This is a genomic window from Affinundibacterium fentianense (genome assembly GCF_018139545.1).
Lineage (GTDB): Bacteria > Pseudomonadota > Gammaproteobacteria > Burkholderiales > Burkholderiaceae_D > Undibacterium > Undibacterium fentianense.
Map to the genome: position 1 here is coordinate 126,221 of NZ_JAGSPJ010000004.1, position 17,624 is coordinate 143,844.

The following is a 17,624-nucleotide window of genomic DNA, read 5'->3' on the forward strand; positions in this document are numbered from 1 at the left end:
CTCATGTCTGCTCACGCTTCCACAGCCACAACAAGCACAGCATACTGAACAAAATCCACGGCCAATGCACCAACTGATGGCTGGAGGAAATTGCCGCTTCGGGAATTTTCTGTGCGTAGATAGCAATGGCTTGACGCTTTAACTGTCTTTGCCAGCTTGGCCAGTCCTTTTGTGCAAAAACATAGATCGCTCCGCCTTGACTGTTTGCCGCTGGATCGACCACGTCCTTTTTTGGTAAGGGTTGCCACGTGTACCACCCTGAGGATGGCGGCCAGAAGGCAGCACATTCAGCTTCCGCTTTGCTTGCATGAGGACGCAACTCGAGCTGTACACTCTCGGTCGCCGATTGCGTCGTACTGACACGGATGCTTGTGGCATTTTGTCCGCGACCGCAAATTTGAAAACTTTGTCCGGCAAGTGCCATTGCCTGTATTGCCGACCCGCCATTCCATTCCCATTCTTGCGTGCGTTTTACCGCGGTGAGATCGAGCACGGATTGCCACCAGAGTTTCAATTCCTGTGCTTGTGCAATCAGACTTTGATGCCAACCGGCAGCAGCTAACCATACAATCTTGCCTTGTCCCCAAGTTCGCGAAACCATCCAGACCTGAGTCGGATCAAATTGCCATGGGCTTGAACGTACATCTGTCGGTACCGATGGCATCCACTGCACCGAATGGAGCGCAATGCCCTGTGGCGTTTTCCATTCTTGTTCCTCGGAAGCACTTGCTTGCTGACGCAGCGGCAAACCCAAGCTACTTTTCCATATCCCGGCTTGCTGCGCATTCGCTCCCAAAATGAGTAAGGAACGTCCACTTTCCACTTGCTTCAATAATTCACGCCGTTCACTGTCGCTCGCTTGTTCAAAGTAAGCCGCATCCTGTATCAGTAAATCCGCTCGCATCGCTGTTCGCGCCAGCTCTTTTCGAATCAAGGCTTTACCGATTTGTGTTTGCCAATCCATCACTGCTTGGCTCTGCGCTAATAATTGATTCAAGGCTTGGGTGTCAAACGACGGCGCCGCAAAACGTCCTTGCACCTGCAATTCAGGCATAGGCAGAACTTCCAATGGGATCGGTCCTTCATCAATGAGCTGGCCTTTTTCATCGATAATGCGTGCATGCAATACCATACGCTCAATCAAAGGCGGCAACCATTGAATGCGTATGCGCGAACCATTTCCGACGTGTTCACTTAAAATTTGCCGATTTTCTGCCAACAATTGAACACGCCACTCACCGCGCGCTTGCGCGCGTTCCACTTGTAGTTCAAAAACACGTCCAAACGCAATTTGCTGTGGAAATTCAAGTGAAAGGCTCTCGCCTTTCGACCATGTGCGCTGATCCCAATTGAGCCTTCTTACGGGCAAATCACGCCATGCGCTTACATCCAATCCATCGCCTTCAAGACGCACACTCTTAGCATGCAAGAGCTGTGCATGTAGATTCGCTAGATTCGGCAGAGCTTGACGGCTGTCGATCAACACTTCTGCATCAGGTTCACGCAGATACGATAAGGGCAAAGCAGAAATGCATAATGCCAAACCCGCGAGGACGACTAATACGCTGTTAAGCTTTTGCGCGCGCCGCCAATAGATCCATCCAAAAACACAGGACGCGACCCCGAATAAGCTCACAGCCAAGATCATCCAAAATGACCATGCAGTGAAAAACAAGTTGGCCATCATCGTCTATCTCTCGTCATATTTTTCTGCTTTTGAAGCGGATCGCTTGCTGGCTGCTTCTCAGAAAGCGGCTTACTTTGTGTTGCTTGTTCGCTTGTTTTCACTTGCGTCTGCCAATAGGTATCCAAGGCACTCGCTTTTGCCGCTTGATATCGAATTTCTGGTTGCAAACGGATACCGTCGCTTGCAATGCTCTGCCGTAACCATGCGGCCAATTCAGCGCGACAAGATTGACAGCCTTCAATGACATCTTGCACTGCCGCTTGGGCCTTTAATCGCTGTTCGTCACCCACGATATGGCTGGCGATCCAGGCACGGGCACTTTTACTCCAGAGCGCTGGCAAGGCGCCTTGCTGCCCGAGAGCTTGAATCAGCTCTGCGACTTCCACCGGTACATTGGACTCTGCGAGCGATTGCGCTCTTTGCTTATTTTTGACGTCTAAGACGTCGCCACTGAGTCGCTTCTCTTCCTTAATTGCGGGCGGTGTGAAAGCGGCCTTATGCAAATAGATTCGATCCGCCTGCTGCAATTGTTTGATCGCTTCTAACGCTTTGTTTTCGGGCGCGAGTGCACTCTTCGGTGTGATCGCGCGCAGAGCCTTTTCGGCGTCCCACATGGCAACTAGGGCGCGACGCAATATTTTCTTTGTCGCCTCGTCAAACAAAGTTGCGTTTTCCTCTTGATCGTGGGCGTGTCCATATTGCGCCATCAAATCCGTCGCAGGCTTTTCATTCGCATGTTCGCCATCCTCATGTTCGTCACCGAATAGACTGGATTCTTCTCCAAGAAAGCGGCCATAGCGTCGGCGTAATGCTGCCTGATCATTCGCAATCACTTCGCTGCGATGACGAATGACCTCCGCACTGAGACGTGGATTGGCCTGCACATCGGCAAGCAATTGTTCAGTATCAATAATAATCTGACGTTGACTTCGCAATGACTCAGGTTTTGCCAACACCGGAAGGACGGAGGTCTCATCAGCCAAGGCATCTGGCGCTGGCAGTTTTATGGTGTAAGTCGGTGAGCGCACGCTATGTGGATTTTTCTCTGCATTATCACTGGCTTTCACAAAGAAATACAATTCGTCGCCGGGCTCCATTCCCAAGTCACTCAAACTCCAACGTCTCGTCCATTGACGCTGGCGCCCCTCGTTGCCCTTTGGGATAGGAAACTCCTTATCGCTAAAGCGAATATTCTCTCCACTGCCACGCGCCAGAGTCAAATGGAGGCTGGCGTTGGCGACCAGATAGTCGTCTTTAATTTGCATCGACATCGTCACATGCTGTGTTTGCTCGGAGAGAATTTGCAATAGCTCCGTCGGCTGACTAATGACGATTTCGGGCGCTTGGTCTAAATCCACTTTCAGTGTGTAACGTTGTTGCTTGGCGTCCGCACTCCATGTCCAAAAGACCGTCTCACTTGCATCCCAACTTGCACATAGTTCACCCGCAGCACGAGCTTCCATCTTGGGCTCTTGACCATTACTAAGCCGAACACTACTTTGACGAATTTGTTGAACCTGTGTCGGTGTCAGGCTTGTCGACACAACACACCATTCCACCGCGCTATGCTCAGGAATTTGCAATTCTTTAGCCGTCGATTCGAATGCAGCAATCCCTGTATAAGTGGGTGGGCGGATCTTGATTCGCATCGAAGGCAATCCCGCAACTGGATTCGCAACAGCTTTGGATTCCCTTGTTGCAAAGGCCTTCGGCGTTGAGAACGAACTGACAAGCAGGGCTGCGATCAGACTGCAACAGAATACAATACTCAATTGCATGCGGCTTGGACGCAAAACCTGTTGCCCTACTCGTGCGATCGCATCGGTTGTCAATAAGTTCGTCACCCGCTGTTGCAAACGTTCTCTCTGTAAGCTTGCGACAGGATTGACCCGCTCGGTCTGGCACAACAAATACAAACTATCTTCAAATGTAGGGAAGAACGCATGCAGCCAATGAATAGTGTGCTTTTTCGATTGATGCCAAATCCAGATCACATCACATACGATCAAGAATAGGCAAATCGCTAGTCCTATCAAAGAACGTAGCACAATCCATGGTGCGCATGCACCGAGATAAATCAGCAGCCGATGCTGTATGATCTGCCGCAGGAGCTGATAGGGAACGCGATCAAGCACGGCGGACATGAGCAAGACTCCGTTCGAGAATAAATAACAAAGCCAGTATGGCCACTAAGATTTCGCGTAGATAGCCATCCGCTTCATCGGGGAGAAATAGCGATGTATTCGCTTGCGTTGCCGCGACGTCCTGGCTCCTCATATTCATTTGCTGACTGCGTGAACGCTGTCCTTGCAAAGCTTCAAATAGGTTCTTAGCGCGGTCTAGATCGCTTGCATATAAAGGCCAATCGAGCGCAGAGTCGAGACGCCAAACAACACCGCCTGCCCCGACTTCTGACTGCAATGCAATTGAGCGTAAAAGAGAATCGTCGCGCTGACTTCTGGCCCCATTCGAACTCAAAGAAGTATCAGGTTTCGCGGAAAAGCTCCAAACAAGTGGTGCGGTCCAATTCGGATCACGCTCGCTTCTTTGATCCCAAATGGCCAACCATGTATCCTTTTCAACTTGATCACTCAATATAAAACGCAAATTTTTTGTACCTGCAAATTCAAACATGCGAAACAGGCCCTGCCAAGCTTCCACGCGCGCAGTCTTGAGCGCGACCTTGATAACTTGTTTTTCTGACGCCGTGCTTGCTTCTGTCGTCGGTGCAATCCGAATCGCTAATGAATGCGACAGTTCTGGCCTCTGAGCGGGCATTGGAAGTTGCGACTCCCGCGCCAAAATGAGCCAACGAGCTTGGCTTCGCCACTGGTTCTGCTCTCGCACCAACCAAAAGAGTAAATGCTCTGTTTTCAATTCACATTCGCCACTTGCACAAAATCGTTGTTGTGTCGCGGCACCGAAACCTGCTTTTTCAATTTCTGCAGCAACCCAATTTTTGTCCAAACCAGCTCCGACAAAAACGGTATCGCCTCGCCAACTCCAGATGGGTCGGGTCAGGATCATTAACATCACGATCATCATCAAGCATCGCAACAGCAATAACAACAGATCACGCCAACGCCAAACGCGTAACAACTGCGGCGGTGTCGCCGCCAAAAATTGTGCACTGGCTAGGAAGCGCATTTTTTGGGTTTGTCGACGCTGACGATGCCACCATATCGGAAGTCCCAATAATGGCAACAACCACCACCAAAGTGGCGATAAGCCTAGCAAACCAACACCCGTCATGATTGTTGTTCCATCATCGTCGTCCCGTCACGCTCATCTGATTTTGTCCGATTTCTTCCCATTTCTTTCACTACCCACGCCCCGCCTTGCGCAACCAATTCCGCACTACTTTGGCGATATCTTCTTCAATGTTTACCTGTAAATACGGGATATCCATCGCCTTGAGGTCTTGTCGGACACGCTCATAATGTTGGACATAGGCTGCTTGATATGCGGGACGTTGCTGCGCCGTTAGTTCCGAGGTATACGCGCTCGATTCAGGATCGCGAAAACTTGTATGCAAAGGAAAAGACGCATTTCGCTCTGCCTCTGTATGAAGACTTAACGCTCGCACATCGTGTCGCATACGACGAAGACGCAATAAGCTCTCGCCACTCGCTGAAGGCCAGTCCAAAAAATCACTGACCGCAAATAGTAAACTGGGTGCGCGGATAAATTGCATTTGCGCTTTGATTTGCATCGCATCGGGTAATTGCTGTTCCGCTTTCGTACGATTCAGATGGGCCAAAATACGTTGCAATTGACGCGGCCCCCGAGATAAGGGTGTCAAATGGATACGCGCTTGATTGGCAACAATCAGGCCGAAGGCATCCCCTTGCCGTTGTGCGACGGCTGCGAGACAAGCGACGACCGCTCTCGCGTAATCTAATTTAGAGATCTCAGGATAGCGATAACTGATTTCTCCCATCGAAGCGCTCGCATCTAACCAAAACCATATTGCCACATGACTGTCCCGCTCCGCTTCACGGACATAGTATCGATCGTTACGGGCGAGTAATTTCCAATCCACCCGACGCCACTCGTCACCGGGGGCATACGCTCGGTATTCAGAAAATTCGACACCAGCACCGCGCTCTTTACCTGCATGCAAGCCATGCCCAAGACCTGCCAACACATGGCGAATGATAAGGTCCAGATCTTGGCTATGTGCCAAAAGGTAATTAGTATCAATCATCGGGCTACAAATCTTTTGTGGAAATTGCGGTGGCATCGGATGCCTTAACCATGACCGCTTAATATGCAGAATCGATGCGCAGAAAGGATTCCGTAGTCAGCAAGCGGGTGGCATTCCCTCGTATTAATCGATCGGAATCTCACGACGCAAATCGTGTAGCACCGTAGCGATTTCAATGCCATCCGCTTCTGCTTCAAAATTGCGCAGTACCCGATGTGCTAACACGGGCAACAACATAGCAGAGATATCCTCACGAGTCACCGCAAGCCTGCCATGAATCAGGGCACGCGCTTTCGAAGCGAGTACCAATGCTTGACCGGCACGGGGTCCCGCCCCCCAAGCAATATGCTGCTTGACTGCAGCCACGGTCGTTACTTGTGGCCGAGTCGCGCGAATCAATCGCGTTGCATAGCGCAGCAAATGGTCACCAATTTCGATATCACGTACCAACTGCTGTATGCGTAATAAGGTGCCCACGTCCATTGCTGGGCTAGCTGCATCAATTGTCGTTTGGGTGGTACGCGAGACCATCAAAATTTCCTCGTCTTCGCTTGGATACACAACATCAATTCGAAGTAAAAAGCGATCTAATTGCGCTTCGGGCAGAGGATAGGTGCCGGCTTGTTCAATCGGATTTTGTGTTGCTAGGACAAAAAATGGTTTGGGCAATCGATGGGTTTGTCCAGCGAATGTGACGCATCGTTCCTGCATCGCCTCCAATAGTGCCGATTGGGTTTTAGGCGGAGCACGATTGATTTCGTCAGCCAATAAAACTTGCGTAAAAATCGGACCCTGTTGGAAGCGGAACACGCGTTGACGAGTGCTCGTGTCCTCTTCCAAGATTTCTGTACCGACGATATCCGATGGCATCAAATCCGGTGTGAATTGAACCCGACGAAATTGTAAATCTGTCGCCTCGGCCAATGACTTTACCAATAGGGTTTTACCTAGGCCGGGGACACCTTCGACCAATGCATGTCCACCAGCTAATAAGCAAATTAAGAGCGATTCAATCACATCATGTTGACCGATAATGACTTGCGACATGCTTTGACGTAAAGCCTCGATCTTATGACTGAGTTCAGCAATTTCGGCTTCGTTCCACACAACTTGCATACTACGCTCCTAAAGCATATTGGATAATATTGACGGCAAAGCGGGTATTGTCGACCGCGAGAAACCGTTTGTTTCGAAAATCATAATCCCACTCACAACCATAGTCTTTATTGCTGTACAAAAGCCGAATGCGGCCTTGCACTTCGATCGCCTTCAAATAGTCGTGTACCAAATCGTCGCCCCAACCGTTCAGTTCTACGCTGGTATTGGGCGGGCCATCAAAATGAAAAAAGCTGGAATACAAAGGATGTGTGTTGGGAATTTTTTTAAGTGCTTTTGCACCAAAAATGCTCGCTATTTCGGCCTCAAACGACTTTGCAAATAATCCATCGATATCGTGATTACAATCATCGACGAATAAAAACCCGCCGCCTTTGATATACCGCTCTAGATGTTTGCGTTCAAGTGGGTTCAATTGCACTAGTTTATGCCCAGCCAAATAGCAAAATGGAGCGCTTAGCATTTTGGGGTCAGATAGAGCGACGACCCTTTCGACGGTGTCCACACGCAAGGTCGTGTATTCGACTAAGGAATTGAGGATATTGCTAGGCGTGCGAATATCGACGTCCCAATCGCCGGAGTCATACATCAAACGGGTAAAATAAAAATCGTAATTCGACATGGGTAGCGATATCAGCATGGCCAGAGTGCATTCTCGAGATCAGCACACCCTCGCCATGCTTACAACAAATCAATTATTTCGACTTACACCGCATCCGATAAGGAAGTGAAATTAAAGTCACGCAGTTTCATTGCAGGCACCACAGATTTACGACCATCGCCAAACACTTGCGTCTTACCTAGGTCGTCAATATTGTTCAACATGGTGACAGGGCTTTCATTAAATCGGAAATTTTTAATTGGGTGTTTCACCTTGCCATTTTCGATATAGAAAGTACCGTCGCGGGTGAGTCCAGTTACCAAGAGAGACTGAGGATCCACGGAGCGAATATACCAAGTCCGCGTTACCAAAATACCTTTCTTTGTCGATGCAATCAGCTCTTCTGTCGATTTATTACCACCCGCCATGATCGTATTGCCATGTCGTCCCTTTTGTGGGACTCCTTGTTTTTTAGCCCAGAAATTTGAGTATTGCAAAGAAGCGATTTTGCCGTCTTTGACGATCGGTGTGGTTTCACGAGCTTGCATTGAACCACTGTCCCAAGGATTCACAGGCGCATTGACATTCCAAGGATCAGCCCAGATATTGACCTGCTCATCGAATAGTTTTTCACCAAGACGGTTTCCGCCCCCTTTCTTCGACAAGAAGCTTCTTCCTTCATCTGCTTGGCGTGCGTCAAAGGCGTTGAACATAAAATTCAAAATATCAGAGGATGCAGCCGGTTCGAGCACGACGGTATAACGCCCTGGTTCCAAGGCTTTCGCATCGACTGATCGCAAGGCTTTTTCAATTGCAATCTCAGAGGCCTCACGTGGATCGAACAAACGCGCGTCATTTGCAGAACGCGTGACCCAACCTGAGCCACGACCGTCTTCGGTTCTTGCCGTGCAGCTAAAACTTAAATTCGATGACTCTTGATAGCCAAACACGCCATTGGAATTTGCAATCACTTCAAAGCCCAGGGTGTCGAGAAAAAAGCCGGCAGCGATCAGCTTATTTTTCTTTGCAAGCTGTATGCTCTGCGAAGCCAATTCAGCGCGATATTCGGGATCGATTGCCGCCGTCGCTTCAAAATAGGTTGGTGTGGCCTTAAATTCTTGCTTCCCGACCGCTGGCATAAATTCAGGATTTTCGGGCGCCAAACGCGCAATGTCTTCTGCGCGGCGAACCACTTTTTCTAAAGATTTATCGTCAAACTCATTAATGGTCGCGGTACCTTGACGCTTGCCAAATGCAACACTCACTGACAACTGTGTGTCTTGATTCAAACCAGCAGTAGAGACACTATTTTGCGCATAGCGAATATTTCCTGCGCGGGTCCCCTGGATCACGACACGACACTCGTCCGCTTTCGAAAAACTCATCACTTTGTCACAGATACGCTTTGCTTCGTCTTGGGTGATTTTTCTCATTTGATTTCCTTCTTATCCGATTTTACGTGCTGTGTTAATCACATTAATGCCGTTGAAACGGGCTGTGCTTGATCCATGCGATACCGCGCTCACTTGACTAGGCTGACCTTTACCATCAAAGAAAGAACCACCCATGCGCCAATCACTTTCATCACAAATCGCGCTACAACTATTCCAAAACTCTTGCGTATTCGATTGATAAGCCACGTCTTCCAAAGGACCAACGATTTTGCCATTCTTAATTTCGAAGAAAAGCTGGCCGCCGAATTGAAAGTTATAGCGTTGTTGATCGATCGAGTAAGAGCCGCGTCCCAAGATGTAGATACCTTTCTTCACATCCTTCACCATTTCATCTGGAGATAAACTGGATTTTCCAGCAGCCAAAGAAACGTTCGGCATCCGTTGAAATTGCACGCTGCTCCAACTATCCGCATACGAACATGCATGCGATTCTTTTTCATCGATGATATGGGCTTGATCACGAGTCGCCTGATAATTCACCAGTATCCCATCTTTGATAATGTCCCACCGCTTGCAAGCAACACCTTCGTCGTCATATCCGACCGCACCGAGCGAGCCGGGGGTCGTTTTGTCCGCGAAGAAATTGACACGTTCTGAACCAAATTTGAAATTTTTACTACGCCATTTGTCGAGTGTCGCAAAGCTCGTACCGGCATAATTTGCCTCATAGCCAAGCACACGATCGAGTTCGGTCGGATGACCCACTGATTCGTGAATCGTCAAGAATAGATGGTCGGGACTCAACACTAGATCATATTTACCCGGTTCAACTGATTTGGCCGCCAATTTTTCGCGTGCTTGACGTCCTGCTTCACGCGCCTCTTCTATCACATCGAGCGAATGTTTATACAAGGTCGCAACACCACCAGCAGCTTTAACTTTGTCTTTTGCTAAGCCATCAAAAAATTCATAGCCCATACCCACAGGTGAAGACAAGCTTTCGCGGGTGCGGAATTTATTGGTTGCCTTATCCACCGCAGTTGCGGTCATTGGTGCCCATAAACGATGAATATCTTGATCAATATAAGAGCCATCCGTAGAGGCAAAATACTTCTCTTGATTCACTTGAAATAAATTGGACTGCATGAAATTAGCGCCTGCCTCTAGTCCCGCACGATTCGCTGCAATCAACATCTCAGTTTTTTCTTTTACTGGAACGGTGCGCCAATCTTTTGTATACGGGGTTGCCCATCGCACCTCGCCCACTCCCTTTACCGGTGCGAGCCGTACCGGCTCGGTTTGCAACTTAGCATTGGCTTTTGCGATCGCCACAGCTTGGCGCGCCATCGCGACGACGGCATCAACAGATAGATCATTGGTCGAGGCAAAACCATAGGCGCCGCCTGCAATAACACGCACACCGACACCCATCGATTCACTGTTAACGATATTTTCAACTCGCGTATCGCGTGTGGTGATGAATTGATTCACATAACGACCAATACGAATATCACAGTAGCTCGCTCCAGCTTGCGTTGCTGCATTCATTGCAGCATCAGCTAATGTTTTCTTAAATCCAACACCGACCGGATTGATCAATTGTTCGGCACTGATTGCATGTCCATAAACGGGAACAAGTAGTCCTGCCGAAGCAACCCCTGCTATTTTTAAAAATTCACGACGTTCCATAAACACTCCTGAAATTGAAACTAACGATCAAATTAGACCGCATCTGAAAGTGAGGTGAAATTGAAATCGCGAACTTTCATCGGTGGTATCAACATTTGATACGGCACTTCATCACCAGCGATCACCACCGGTTTTCCAATTTCCTCGATGTTATTGAGCATCGTGACTGGGCTTTCATTGAAGCGGAAATTTTTAATCGGATACATGATTTTGCCGTTCTCAATGTAGAAGGTGCCATCGCGGGTCAGACCAGTCAGCAGGACAGATTGAGGATCGACCATACGGATGTACCAAGTACGGGTAACAAGTACGCCTTTTTTTGTATTCGCAATCAACTCGGCAGTCGATTTGTCGGTCCCTGCCATAATCATATTTCCGTGGCCAGCGCGTGCTACGACTTTTTGCTTTTGCGCCCAGTAACGGGAATACTCTAAAGAATTGACACGACCATTCTTAATCACTTCGGTACGTTCACGTGGCAACATCGCGCCATCCCACGGTAAAACGCCTACATCAGGATGCCAAGGATCGGCCCAAATATTGACTTGCTCATCAAAAAGTTTTTCGCCTAAACGATTCCCACCGCCTTTTTTTGACAAAAAGCTTCGGCCTTCGTCGGCCTGACGTGCATCGAAGCCACCTAGCATATTGCCGATCAGATCTGAAGTGGCAGCTGGTTCTAGAATCACGGTGTAACGACCTGGTTCGAGTGCTTTCGCGTTCAATGATCGTTTCGCTTTTTCCATCGCCACATCGATCGCTTCGCGCACATCAAAACGCCCTGCATCTCCGATCGACCGCTTAACCCAACCCGAACCACGGCCATCCTCAGTGCGCACGGTGCAGGTGAAGTCGAGTCCTGTTTCACGTTGGAACCCAAACACGCCGTTGGAATTCGCGATACTGCTAAAACCATTGCTGTCAGTAAAAAACCCAGCGGCGACCAAATTATTTTTACGGCATGCTTCAATCGCATACGCGGCAACCTCTGCGCGGAATGCCGGATCGATATCCGCGGTCTTTTGTCTAAAAGTAGGCGATGCTTGATAAGCTTGCTTCGTCACGGCAGGCATAAATTCAGGGTTTTCGGGCGCAAGTCTTGCTAAGTCCTCGGCACGACGCACAACTTTTTCCAGCGATTGATCATCAAATTCATTAATGGTTGCAATCCCTTGTTTCTTACCAAATGCAACAGCAACAACCAATTGTGTGTCGCTAATCACGCCTGAGGTAGAGACCGCATTGCGCGCAAAACGAATGTTCCCAGTACTGCCCCCGCCGATTTGCACATTGCATTCGTCTGCTTTCGAGAAAGCCATCACTTTGTCACAAATGCTTTTTACTTCTTCTTGGCTCAATTGTTTCATGCTGTGTTCTCCTTAAGCGATCTTACGTGCTGTGTTGATCACATTGATGCCATTGAAACGTGTGGTACTTGAGCCATGCGAAACCGCGCTGGATTGGCTTGGCTGACCTTTACCATCGAAAAAGGAACCGCCCAAGCGCCAGTCGCGTTCGTCACACGTGGCACTGCATGCATTCCAAAATTCTTGGGTATTCGATTGATAGGCGACATCTTCCAATTGCTCGCCAATTTTGCCGTTCTTAATTTCAAAGAACATCTGTCCGCCAAATTGGAAATTGAAGCGTTGCTGATCGATAGAGAATGAGCCGTCACCAACGATGTAAATACCTTTTTTCACATCTTTAACCATCTCATCTGGGGTCAAGCGCTTCTTGCCGGGTGCCAGAGAAATATTTGGCATACGCTGAAATTGCACACTGCTCCAGTTATCCGCATAGGAACAACCATGTGATTCCGTTTGACCCAACATATGAACTTGGTCACGGGTGGCTTGATAGTTGACCAGAATCCCGTCTTTGATAATATCCCAACGCTTGCAAGCCACGCCTTCATCATCGTAACCCACTGCACCGAGTGAACCTGGCGTCAATTTGTCAGCCACAATCGTGACGTTCGGCGAGCCATATTTAAACTTCTTGCTTTCCCACTTATCGATAGTCGCGAAACTGGTACCTGCAAAATTCGCTTCGTATCCCAATACACGATCCAACTCAGTTGGATGTCCCACTGACTCATGTATGGTTAACCATAAATGTTCTGGACTTAAGACCAAATCATATTTACCTGGCACCACAGACTTAGCAGTCAGTTTTTGCTTTGCGCTCTTGCCACATGCGCGCGCATCGGCAATCAGATCATATGAATTTTTATACAAGGTCGCAACGCCACCAGCCGCTTGGATTCGATCTTCTGGGCGCGCATCTAAGTACTCGTAGCCCATACCCACCGGTGCTGAAAGGCCTTGCCGTGAGCGGAATTTATTGGTTTTGGTATCGACCGCCGTTGCTGTCAATGGCATCCAAAAACGATGCACATCTTGGTCTATGTATGAACCATCAGTAGATGCAAAATATTTTTGTTGATTGACTTGGAACATGACCGATTGCATGAAATTGGCACCTGCCTCCATTCCAGCTTTATTTGCGGCCAACAGCAGTTCGACTTTTTCTTTAATCGGCACTGTGCGCCAGTCTTTCTTGATCGGTGTGGCCCAACTCACTTCACCGACACCTTTCACAGCGGCCAGACGTACTGGTTCTGTTTGTAATTTCGAGTTCGCTTTAGCAATGGCGACCGCTTGCCGTGCCGCGGCAGCGACACCATCTGGTGACATGTCATTGGTAGCAGCAAAACCGTATGCGCCGTTTGCGATCACACGGACACCAACACCGGCTGATTCGGTGTTCGCAACATTTTCTACATTCAAATCGCGAGTAGCAATAAATTGATTGAGATAACGCCCAATTCGCACGTCGCAGTAACTCGCGCCTGACGCTGTCGCCGTATTTAATGCGACATCCGCAAGTGACTTGCGAAACTGATTGGCAACGGGTTTTAATAATTCATCAGCGGTAATGGCGCGTCCATAGGCTGGCATCAATAGGCTACCTAAGGCTACACCACCTAAACTTAAAAAATCACGTCGGTCCATATCATCTCCAAACATTGTTATATTGAAATCACGCAACAAGTATTAATACACAAGCATGCAAAATGCTTATGCTGAAACTAGTCAGTAAGCTGGATTTGCGAATCGACTAAAGCCGGGCGCAAACATCGCGTTTGCATCGCAAACCGCTTTATTGTGAACGAGATAGGACTTCTAGCATTGAATTAAGTTCCGCACGTAGCAATCGAGCGACACTTTTTTGTGATGAAATCGAGAAAGGCTAAAATAAAGCCAACTTAGACATGGTCATTCACTGCCTATGTTTTGGCCGAGACATGATCGCTATCGGCATAGCTTTCATATGCCTGCTTGGCAAAGGCCTCAAACTGGTCAATTGGGAGAGGCTTACTATATAAATAACCTTGATAGGCGCGACAACCTTGTTGTTCGAGGAAAGCTTTCTGCGCCAATGTCTCTACGCCCTCGGCGATCACCGAAAGACCAAGGCTTTCCGCCAGCACGATGACCATTTTGGAGATAGCCGCGTCGTTCGGATCAATCAAGATATCGCGTACAAAACTTTGATCGATTTTTAATTGATCGAGTGGCAAACGCTTTAAGTACGACAAAGACGAATATCCCGTTCCAAAATCGTCCAAAGAAAAGCCAACACCTCGCTCTTTTAAATGCGTCATCTTAGCGATCACGTCTTCAATATCAGCGATCGAAAATCCTTCTGTCAATTCTAGTTTTAAACGGCGTGGATCTGCGCCACTGAGACTCAACGCGTCAATCACTTGTTCGACAAAATTCTTTTGATGGAATTGGCTAGGACTCACGTTCACAGCGATCGTCAATTCGGCGAATTCTGGACGATGTGCCCATGCCGCTAATTGATTCGCGGCGGTGTATAGTACCCAATATCCTAAGATCGTAATTAATCCTGATTCTTCCGCTAAAGGAATAAACTCCGCAGGTGAGATCATGCCACGCTTAGGATGATTCCAACGAATCAAAACCTCCGCCGCAAACAATCGTCCATCGTCAGAAAATTGAGGTTGGTAGTAGAGCGCAAATTGATCGTTCAACATGGCATCGCGCAAATCTTCTTCTAACTGGGCCCGTTGCGAGACCAAGATTTGCATTTTAGGATCAAAGAATCGGATGGTATTGCGGCCGGCCGCTTTGGCTTGGTACATGGCTAGATCCGCACGCTTCAGAGGCTCTGCAATTGTCTCTGGTTGTTCACCAAAGAGCGTGACACCGATACTTGGCGAACTATGATGCTCATTCACGCCCAACCAATAGGTTTGATTTAATTCAGAGAGAATTTTGATCGCAACAGTTTCAGCTTGATTTGCTGCGTCAAATGAGTCGACTTCGAGATTGTCCAACATCACGACAAACTCATCACCGCCCAATCGCGCCACCGTATCGCCCTCACGCGTACAGTGACTCAAGCGCTGCGCGACTTGTTGCAATAACAAATCACCTTGATCATGACCCAAAGTATCATTCAGCGTCTTGAAATTATCTAAATCAATAAATAACAAAGCCCCTTTTCTGTGATGCCGTGTCCCTGATGCAAGCGCTTGCTCTAATCGGTCCATCAAGAGACGGCGATTAGGGAGCTGGGTTAAAGGATCGAAAAATGCGAGGTTGCGAATCTCATCCTCAGCTGCTTTGCGTAGAGTGATGTCATTGAAAGTCGCAACATAATGGGTAATTTCTCGATCATCATTCGTAACACTGGAGATATTAATCCAAGCGGCAAATGGCGTGCCATCTCGCCGTTGATCTTGCACTTCACCTTGCCAAGAGCCGCGCTCAGCAATGCTCTGCATCATGATGTTGAAATCTTCATGAGCACGAAATTCAGCCCGCATAAAATTCGGCAATCGTCCGACCAACTCTTCGGAGGAGTAGCCGGTAATCTGATTAAACGATTGATTCGTGCGCAAAATTTGCCAATTGGCATCGGTGACAAACATCCCTTCCTGGGATTCAAACGCGGTCGCTGCGATCTTCTGAGACTCCGCATGTTGTTTGGTCTCAGTCACATCATGCCATGCAACATAAATGGAAGGCGCGCCATCGAAATCGATTAAAGCTCCTTGTGCCACGACATCAATCACCCGTTGATCGATACGGACAAATTGAATTTCATAGATATCCTTGTGAACATCAACATCATGAATACTTTTTATCTTGGTCCGCATTAAATGATGATGGGTAGGATGAATAATTTCCAACAAGGGTCGACCTATTAATTGGTCGGCGCGTTGCGCCCCGAGCATACGGATTGCCGAAGCATTCACATATACTAACTTGCCTTTACGATGGACATTAATCCCTTCAGGTGACCACTCGACTAGAGTCCGATGGCGCTCCTCGCTAGCGTGTAGTGCAGCTTCCACTTTTTTGCGGGCCGAGATGTCGCGAACACTTGCCTGGATGAATTCTTTACCTTCGAGTTCGACGCGATTCAACAAAATTTCTGCATCAAAGCAAGCACCGTTATCGAGTCTTTGGTGACGCCACTCAAATGCGAAATGTCCGAGCTCCTGAGTACGTTTGATATTGCTCTGCGCCAAACTTGCTGACTCGACTCCATTTGCTTGTAAATGCGGCGAAAGCTCGCTTGGCTGACGGTGCAACAAATCCTGTAAACCCGATGCTCCGTACAGCTCGACTGCCGCTGGATTCGCATCAATAATTCGAAATGGATCCAACACGACCACCGCGCTAGCGGTCGCATTGAATAATGTGAGATGACGATTTTCTAAGCGTACCAGCTCCTCCGTTCTCAATTGGAGCGTATCTTCGAGCGAGGCCTGAGAATTTTGCACTGCGTCAGCCATGCCATTAAATGCTTGCGCCAACACACGAATTTCGCGCGCATCATCGTGTCGTAAATCAGCACGCACATTCATATTTCCTTGGCCTAGTTGGGTCGCTGTGGCAGCTAAATTACCGAGCGAGCGGGTCAGTTTACGTGCCGCCATCCAAATCAAACTTAGGGCCAATAAAGTAATCACACCGCCCGCGACCAGCAACAAATTGATGCTTTCGAGTAGCCCAGAAAGCAAGTCAGCTTTGCGGGCGACATAGACCATCGTCCAAGCTTGAGTGGCGTTCAGCTTGACGTTGCGATAAACCGCAATCAATTCATCGTTCGCTCGATTTTTTTGTGAGACACTCCTTTCAAAGCCTGCCAAGATCTGCTTTTCAGGAATGAACATCGGTAACTGTGGATCGACTTTGGGAAAACTCGTGACCAAGTGCGCCTTGTCATCGAATAACATCGTTGTACCAAATCGACTCAACAACTCCTGATCCAAGGAGAAACCGTCCTGCAAAAACAAGTCGGGATCCAAAATACTGATCAGAACAGGCTGCATAGACTGTTGACCATCGCTCTCTTCAGTCGCAATTGGATGGATCACTGCCAATTGCGTTGTTGCATCAGCCTCCCAACGTACAATTTGGCTACTGCCGGGCATACTCTTAAGCAATTGCGCGATTGACGCCAACGAGGGATGTGGCTGGTCTGAAACGCCGGCTTGCGCCAAGATGCGGCGACTGCTGATATCGACGATAAAAATACTAGAAAACCGGCCCGGATGAGCCTTTTGCAAACTCTGAATCTTTTTCTGTAGAATTGCGGGCAATCGCTGATCGTCGTTAAGAATCGCCGTCTTGATGCTGTCACTTTCTGCTAACAACAAGACATCGCCAAGACGCTCCTGCAAATCTGCTGCAATCAAATTTCTTTGCAGATCAGCCTTCATCTCCAATTGCGCAATCGCGCTCGCTAAGCGCCCTTCACGCGCGCCGACAAAACCGAGTGATGCAATTCCAAAATACCAAAGAAAGAACAGTATGCCCAGTGCTGCGACGAGCACTGCGGCAAAGTATCCTGTCATTCGATTGGAAAAGGAAGTCAACATAGAAA

The 17,624-nt window shown here is 48.4% G+C and carries 11 protein-coding genes; all 11 read right to left on the reverse strand.

All coding sequences use genetic code 11. The annotated features are described in order from the left end of the window. Window position 1: 1 nt before the first annotated feature. The 11 genes from KDM90_RS10405 to KDM90_RS18320 all read right to left on the reverse strand — a co-directional run bounded on the left by KDM90_RS10405 (window position 2) and on the right by KDM90_RS18320 (window position 17,619). Window positions 2–1,687, reverse strand: a complete 1,686-nt coding sequence (locus KDM90_RS10405; protein WP_212675542.1) for a hypothetical protein — start codon at window positions 1,685–1,687, stop codon at window positions 2–4. After that, complete coding sequence (locus KDM90_RS10410; protein WP_212675543.1) at window positions 1,684–3,831, reverse strand: hypothetical protein; 2,148 nt, start codon at window positions 3,829–3,831, stop codon at window positions 1,684–1,686. The genes KDM90_RS10405 and KDM90_RS10410 overlap by 4 nt, the downstream gene beginning before the upstream one ends. Continuing rightward, window positions 3,815–4,939 carry a BatA domain-containing protein gene (locus tag KDM90_RS10415; RefSeq protein WP_212675544.1) on the reverse strand — a complete coding sequence of 375 codons (1,125 nt, stop codon included), beginning with the start codon at window positions 4,937–4,939 and terminating at the stop codon, window positions 3,815–3,817. The genes KDM90_RS10410 and KDM90_RS10415 overlap by 17 nt, the downstream gene beginning before the upstream one ends. A 70-nt stretch (window positions 4,940–5,009) precedes the next feature. Continuing rightward, complete coding sequence (locus tag KDM90_RS10420) at window positions 5,010–5,930, reverse strand: DUF58 domain-containing protein (protein ID WP_230409736.1); 921 nt, start codon at window positions 5,928–5,930, stop codon at window positions 5,010–5,012. 87 nt (window positions 5,931–6,017) lie between these two features. Then, window positions 6,018–7,010 (reverse strand): AAA family ATPase, encoded by a 993-nt coding sequence (locus KDM90_RS10425; protein WP_212675545.1) that lies wholly within the window; start codon window positions 7,008–7,010, stop codon window positions 6,018–6,020. 1 nt (window position 7,011) lies between these two features. After that, window positions 7,012–7,632 carry a DUF4159 domain-containing protein gene (locus KDM90_RS10430; RefSeq protein ID WP_212675546.1) on the reverse strand — a complete coding sequence of 207 codons (621 nt, stop codon included), beginning with the start codon at window positions 7,630–7,632 and terminating at the stop codon, window positions 7,012–7,014. Window positions 7,633–7,715: 83 nt separating this feature from the next. Beyond that, complete coding sequence (locus KDM90_RS10435; protein ID WP_212675547.1) at window positions 7,716–9,044, reverse strand: TldD/PmbA family protein; 1,329 nt, start codon at window positions 9,042–9,044, stop codon at window positions 7,716–7,718. Between the two features lie 12 nt (window positions 9,045–9,056). Next, entirely contained in the window at window positions 9,057–10,694 is a 1,638-nt protein-coding gene (locus tag KDM90_RS10440; RefSeq protein WP_212675548.1) for a TldD/PmbA family protein, read from the reverse strand. Window positions 10,695–10,726: 32 nt separating this feature from the next. Beyond that, window positions 10,727–12,061, reverse strand: a complete 1,335-nt coding sequence (locus KDM90_RS10445) for a TldD/PmbA family protein (RefSeq protein ID WP_212675549.1) — start codon at window positions 12,059–12,061, stop codon at window positions 10,727–10,729. Between the two features lie 12 nt (window positions 12,062–12,073). Further along, complete coding sequence (locus tag KDM90_RS10450; protein WP_212675550.1) at window positions 12,074–13,711, reverse strand: TldD/PmbA family protein; 1,638 nt, start codon at window positions 13,709–13,711, stop codon at window positions 12,074–12,076. Window positions 13,712–13,986: 275 nt separating this feature from the next. Continuing rightward, window positions 13,987–17,619 (reverse strand): EAL domain-containing protein, encoded by a 3,633-nt coding sequence (locus tag KDM90_RS18320; RefSeq protein ID WP_212675551.1) that lies wholly within the window; start codon window positions 17,617–17,619, stop codon window positions 13,987–13,989. Window positions 17,620–17,624: the final 5 nt, after the last annotated feature.

Coding starts and splice junctions, on each gene's coding strand:
- KDM90_RS10410 (WP_212675543.1), bottom strand. CDS start 3,831: ATGTCCGCCGTGCTTGATCGCGTTCCCTATCAGCTCCTGCGGCAGATC.
- KDM90_RS18320 (WP_212675551.1), bottom strand. CDS start 17,619: ATGTTGACTTCCTTTTCCAATCGAATGACAGGATACTTTGCCGCAGTG.
- KDM90_RS10405 (WP_212675542.1), bottom strand. CDS start 1,687: ATGATGGCCAACTTGTTTTTCACTGCATGGTCATTTTGGATGATCTTG.
- KDM90_RS10420 (WP_230409736.1), bottom strand. CDS start 5,930: ATGCCACCGCAATTTCCACAAAAGATTTGTAGCCCGATGATTGATACT.
- KDM90_RS10415 (WP_212675544.1), bottom strand. CDS start 4,939: ATGACGGGTGTTGGTTTGCTAGGCTTATCGCCACTTTGGTGGTGGTTG.
- KDM90_RS10445 (WP_212675549.1), bottom strand. CDS start 12,061: ATGAAACAATTGAGCCAAGAAGAAGTAAAAAGCATTTGTGACAAAGTG.
- KDM90_RS10450 (WP_212675550.1), bottom strand. CDS start 13,711: ATGGACCGACGTGATTTTTTAAGTTTAGGTGGTGTAGCCTTAGGTAGC.
- KDM90_RS10430 (WP_212675546.1), bottom strand. CDS start 7,632: ATGTCGAATTACGATTTTTATTTTACCCGTTTGATGTATGACTCCGGC.
- KDM90_RS10435 (WP_212675547.1), bottom strand. CDS start 9,044: ATGAGAAAAATCACCCAAGACGAAGCAAAGCGTATCTGTGACAAAGTG.
- KDM90_RS10425 (WP_212675545.1), bottom strand. CDS start 7,010: ATGCAAGTTGTGTGGAACGAAGCCGAAATTGCTGAACTCAGTCATAAG.
- KDM90_RS10440 (WP_212675548.1), bottom strand. CDS start 10,694: ATGGAACGTCGTGAATTTTTAAAAATAGCAGGGGTTGCTTCGGCAGGA.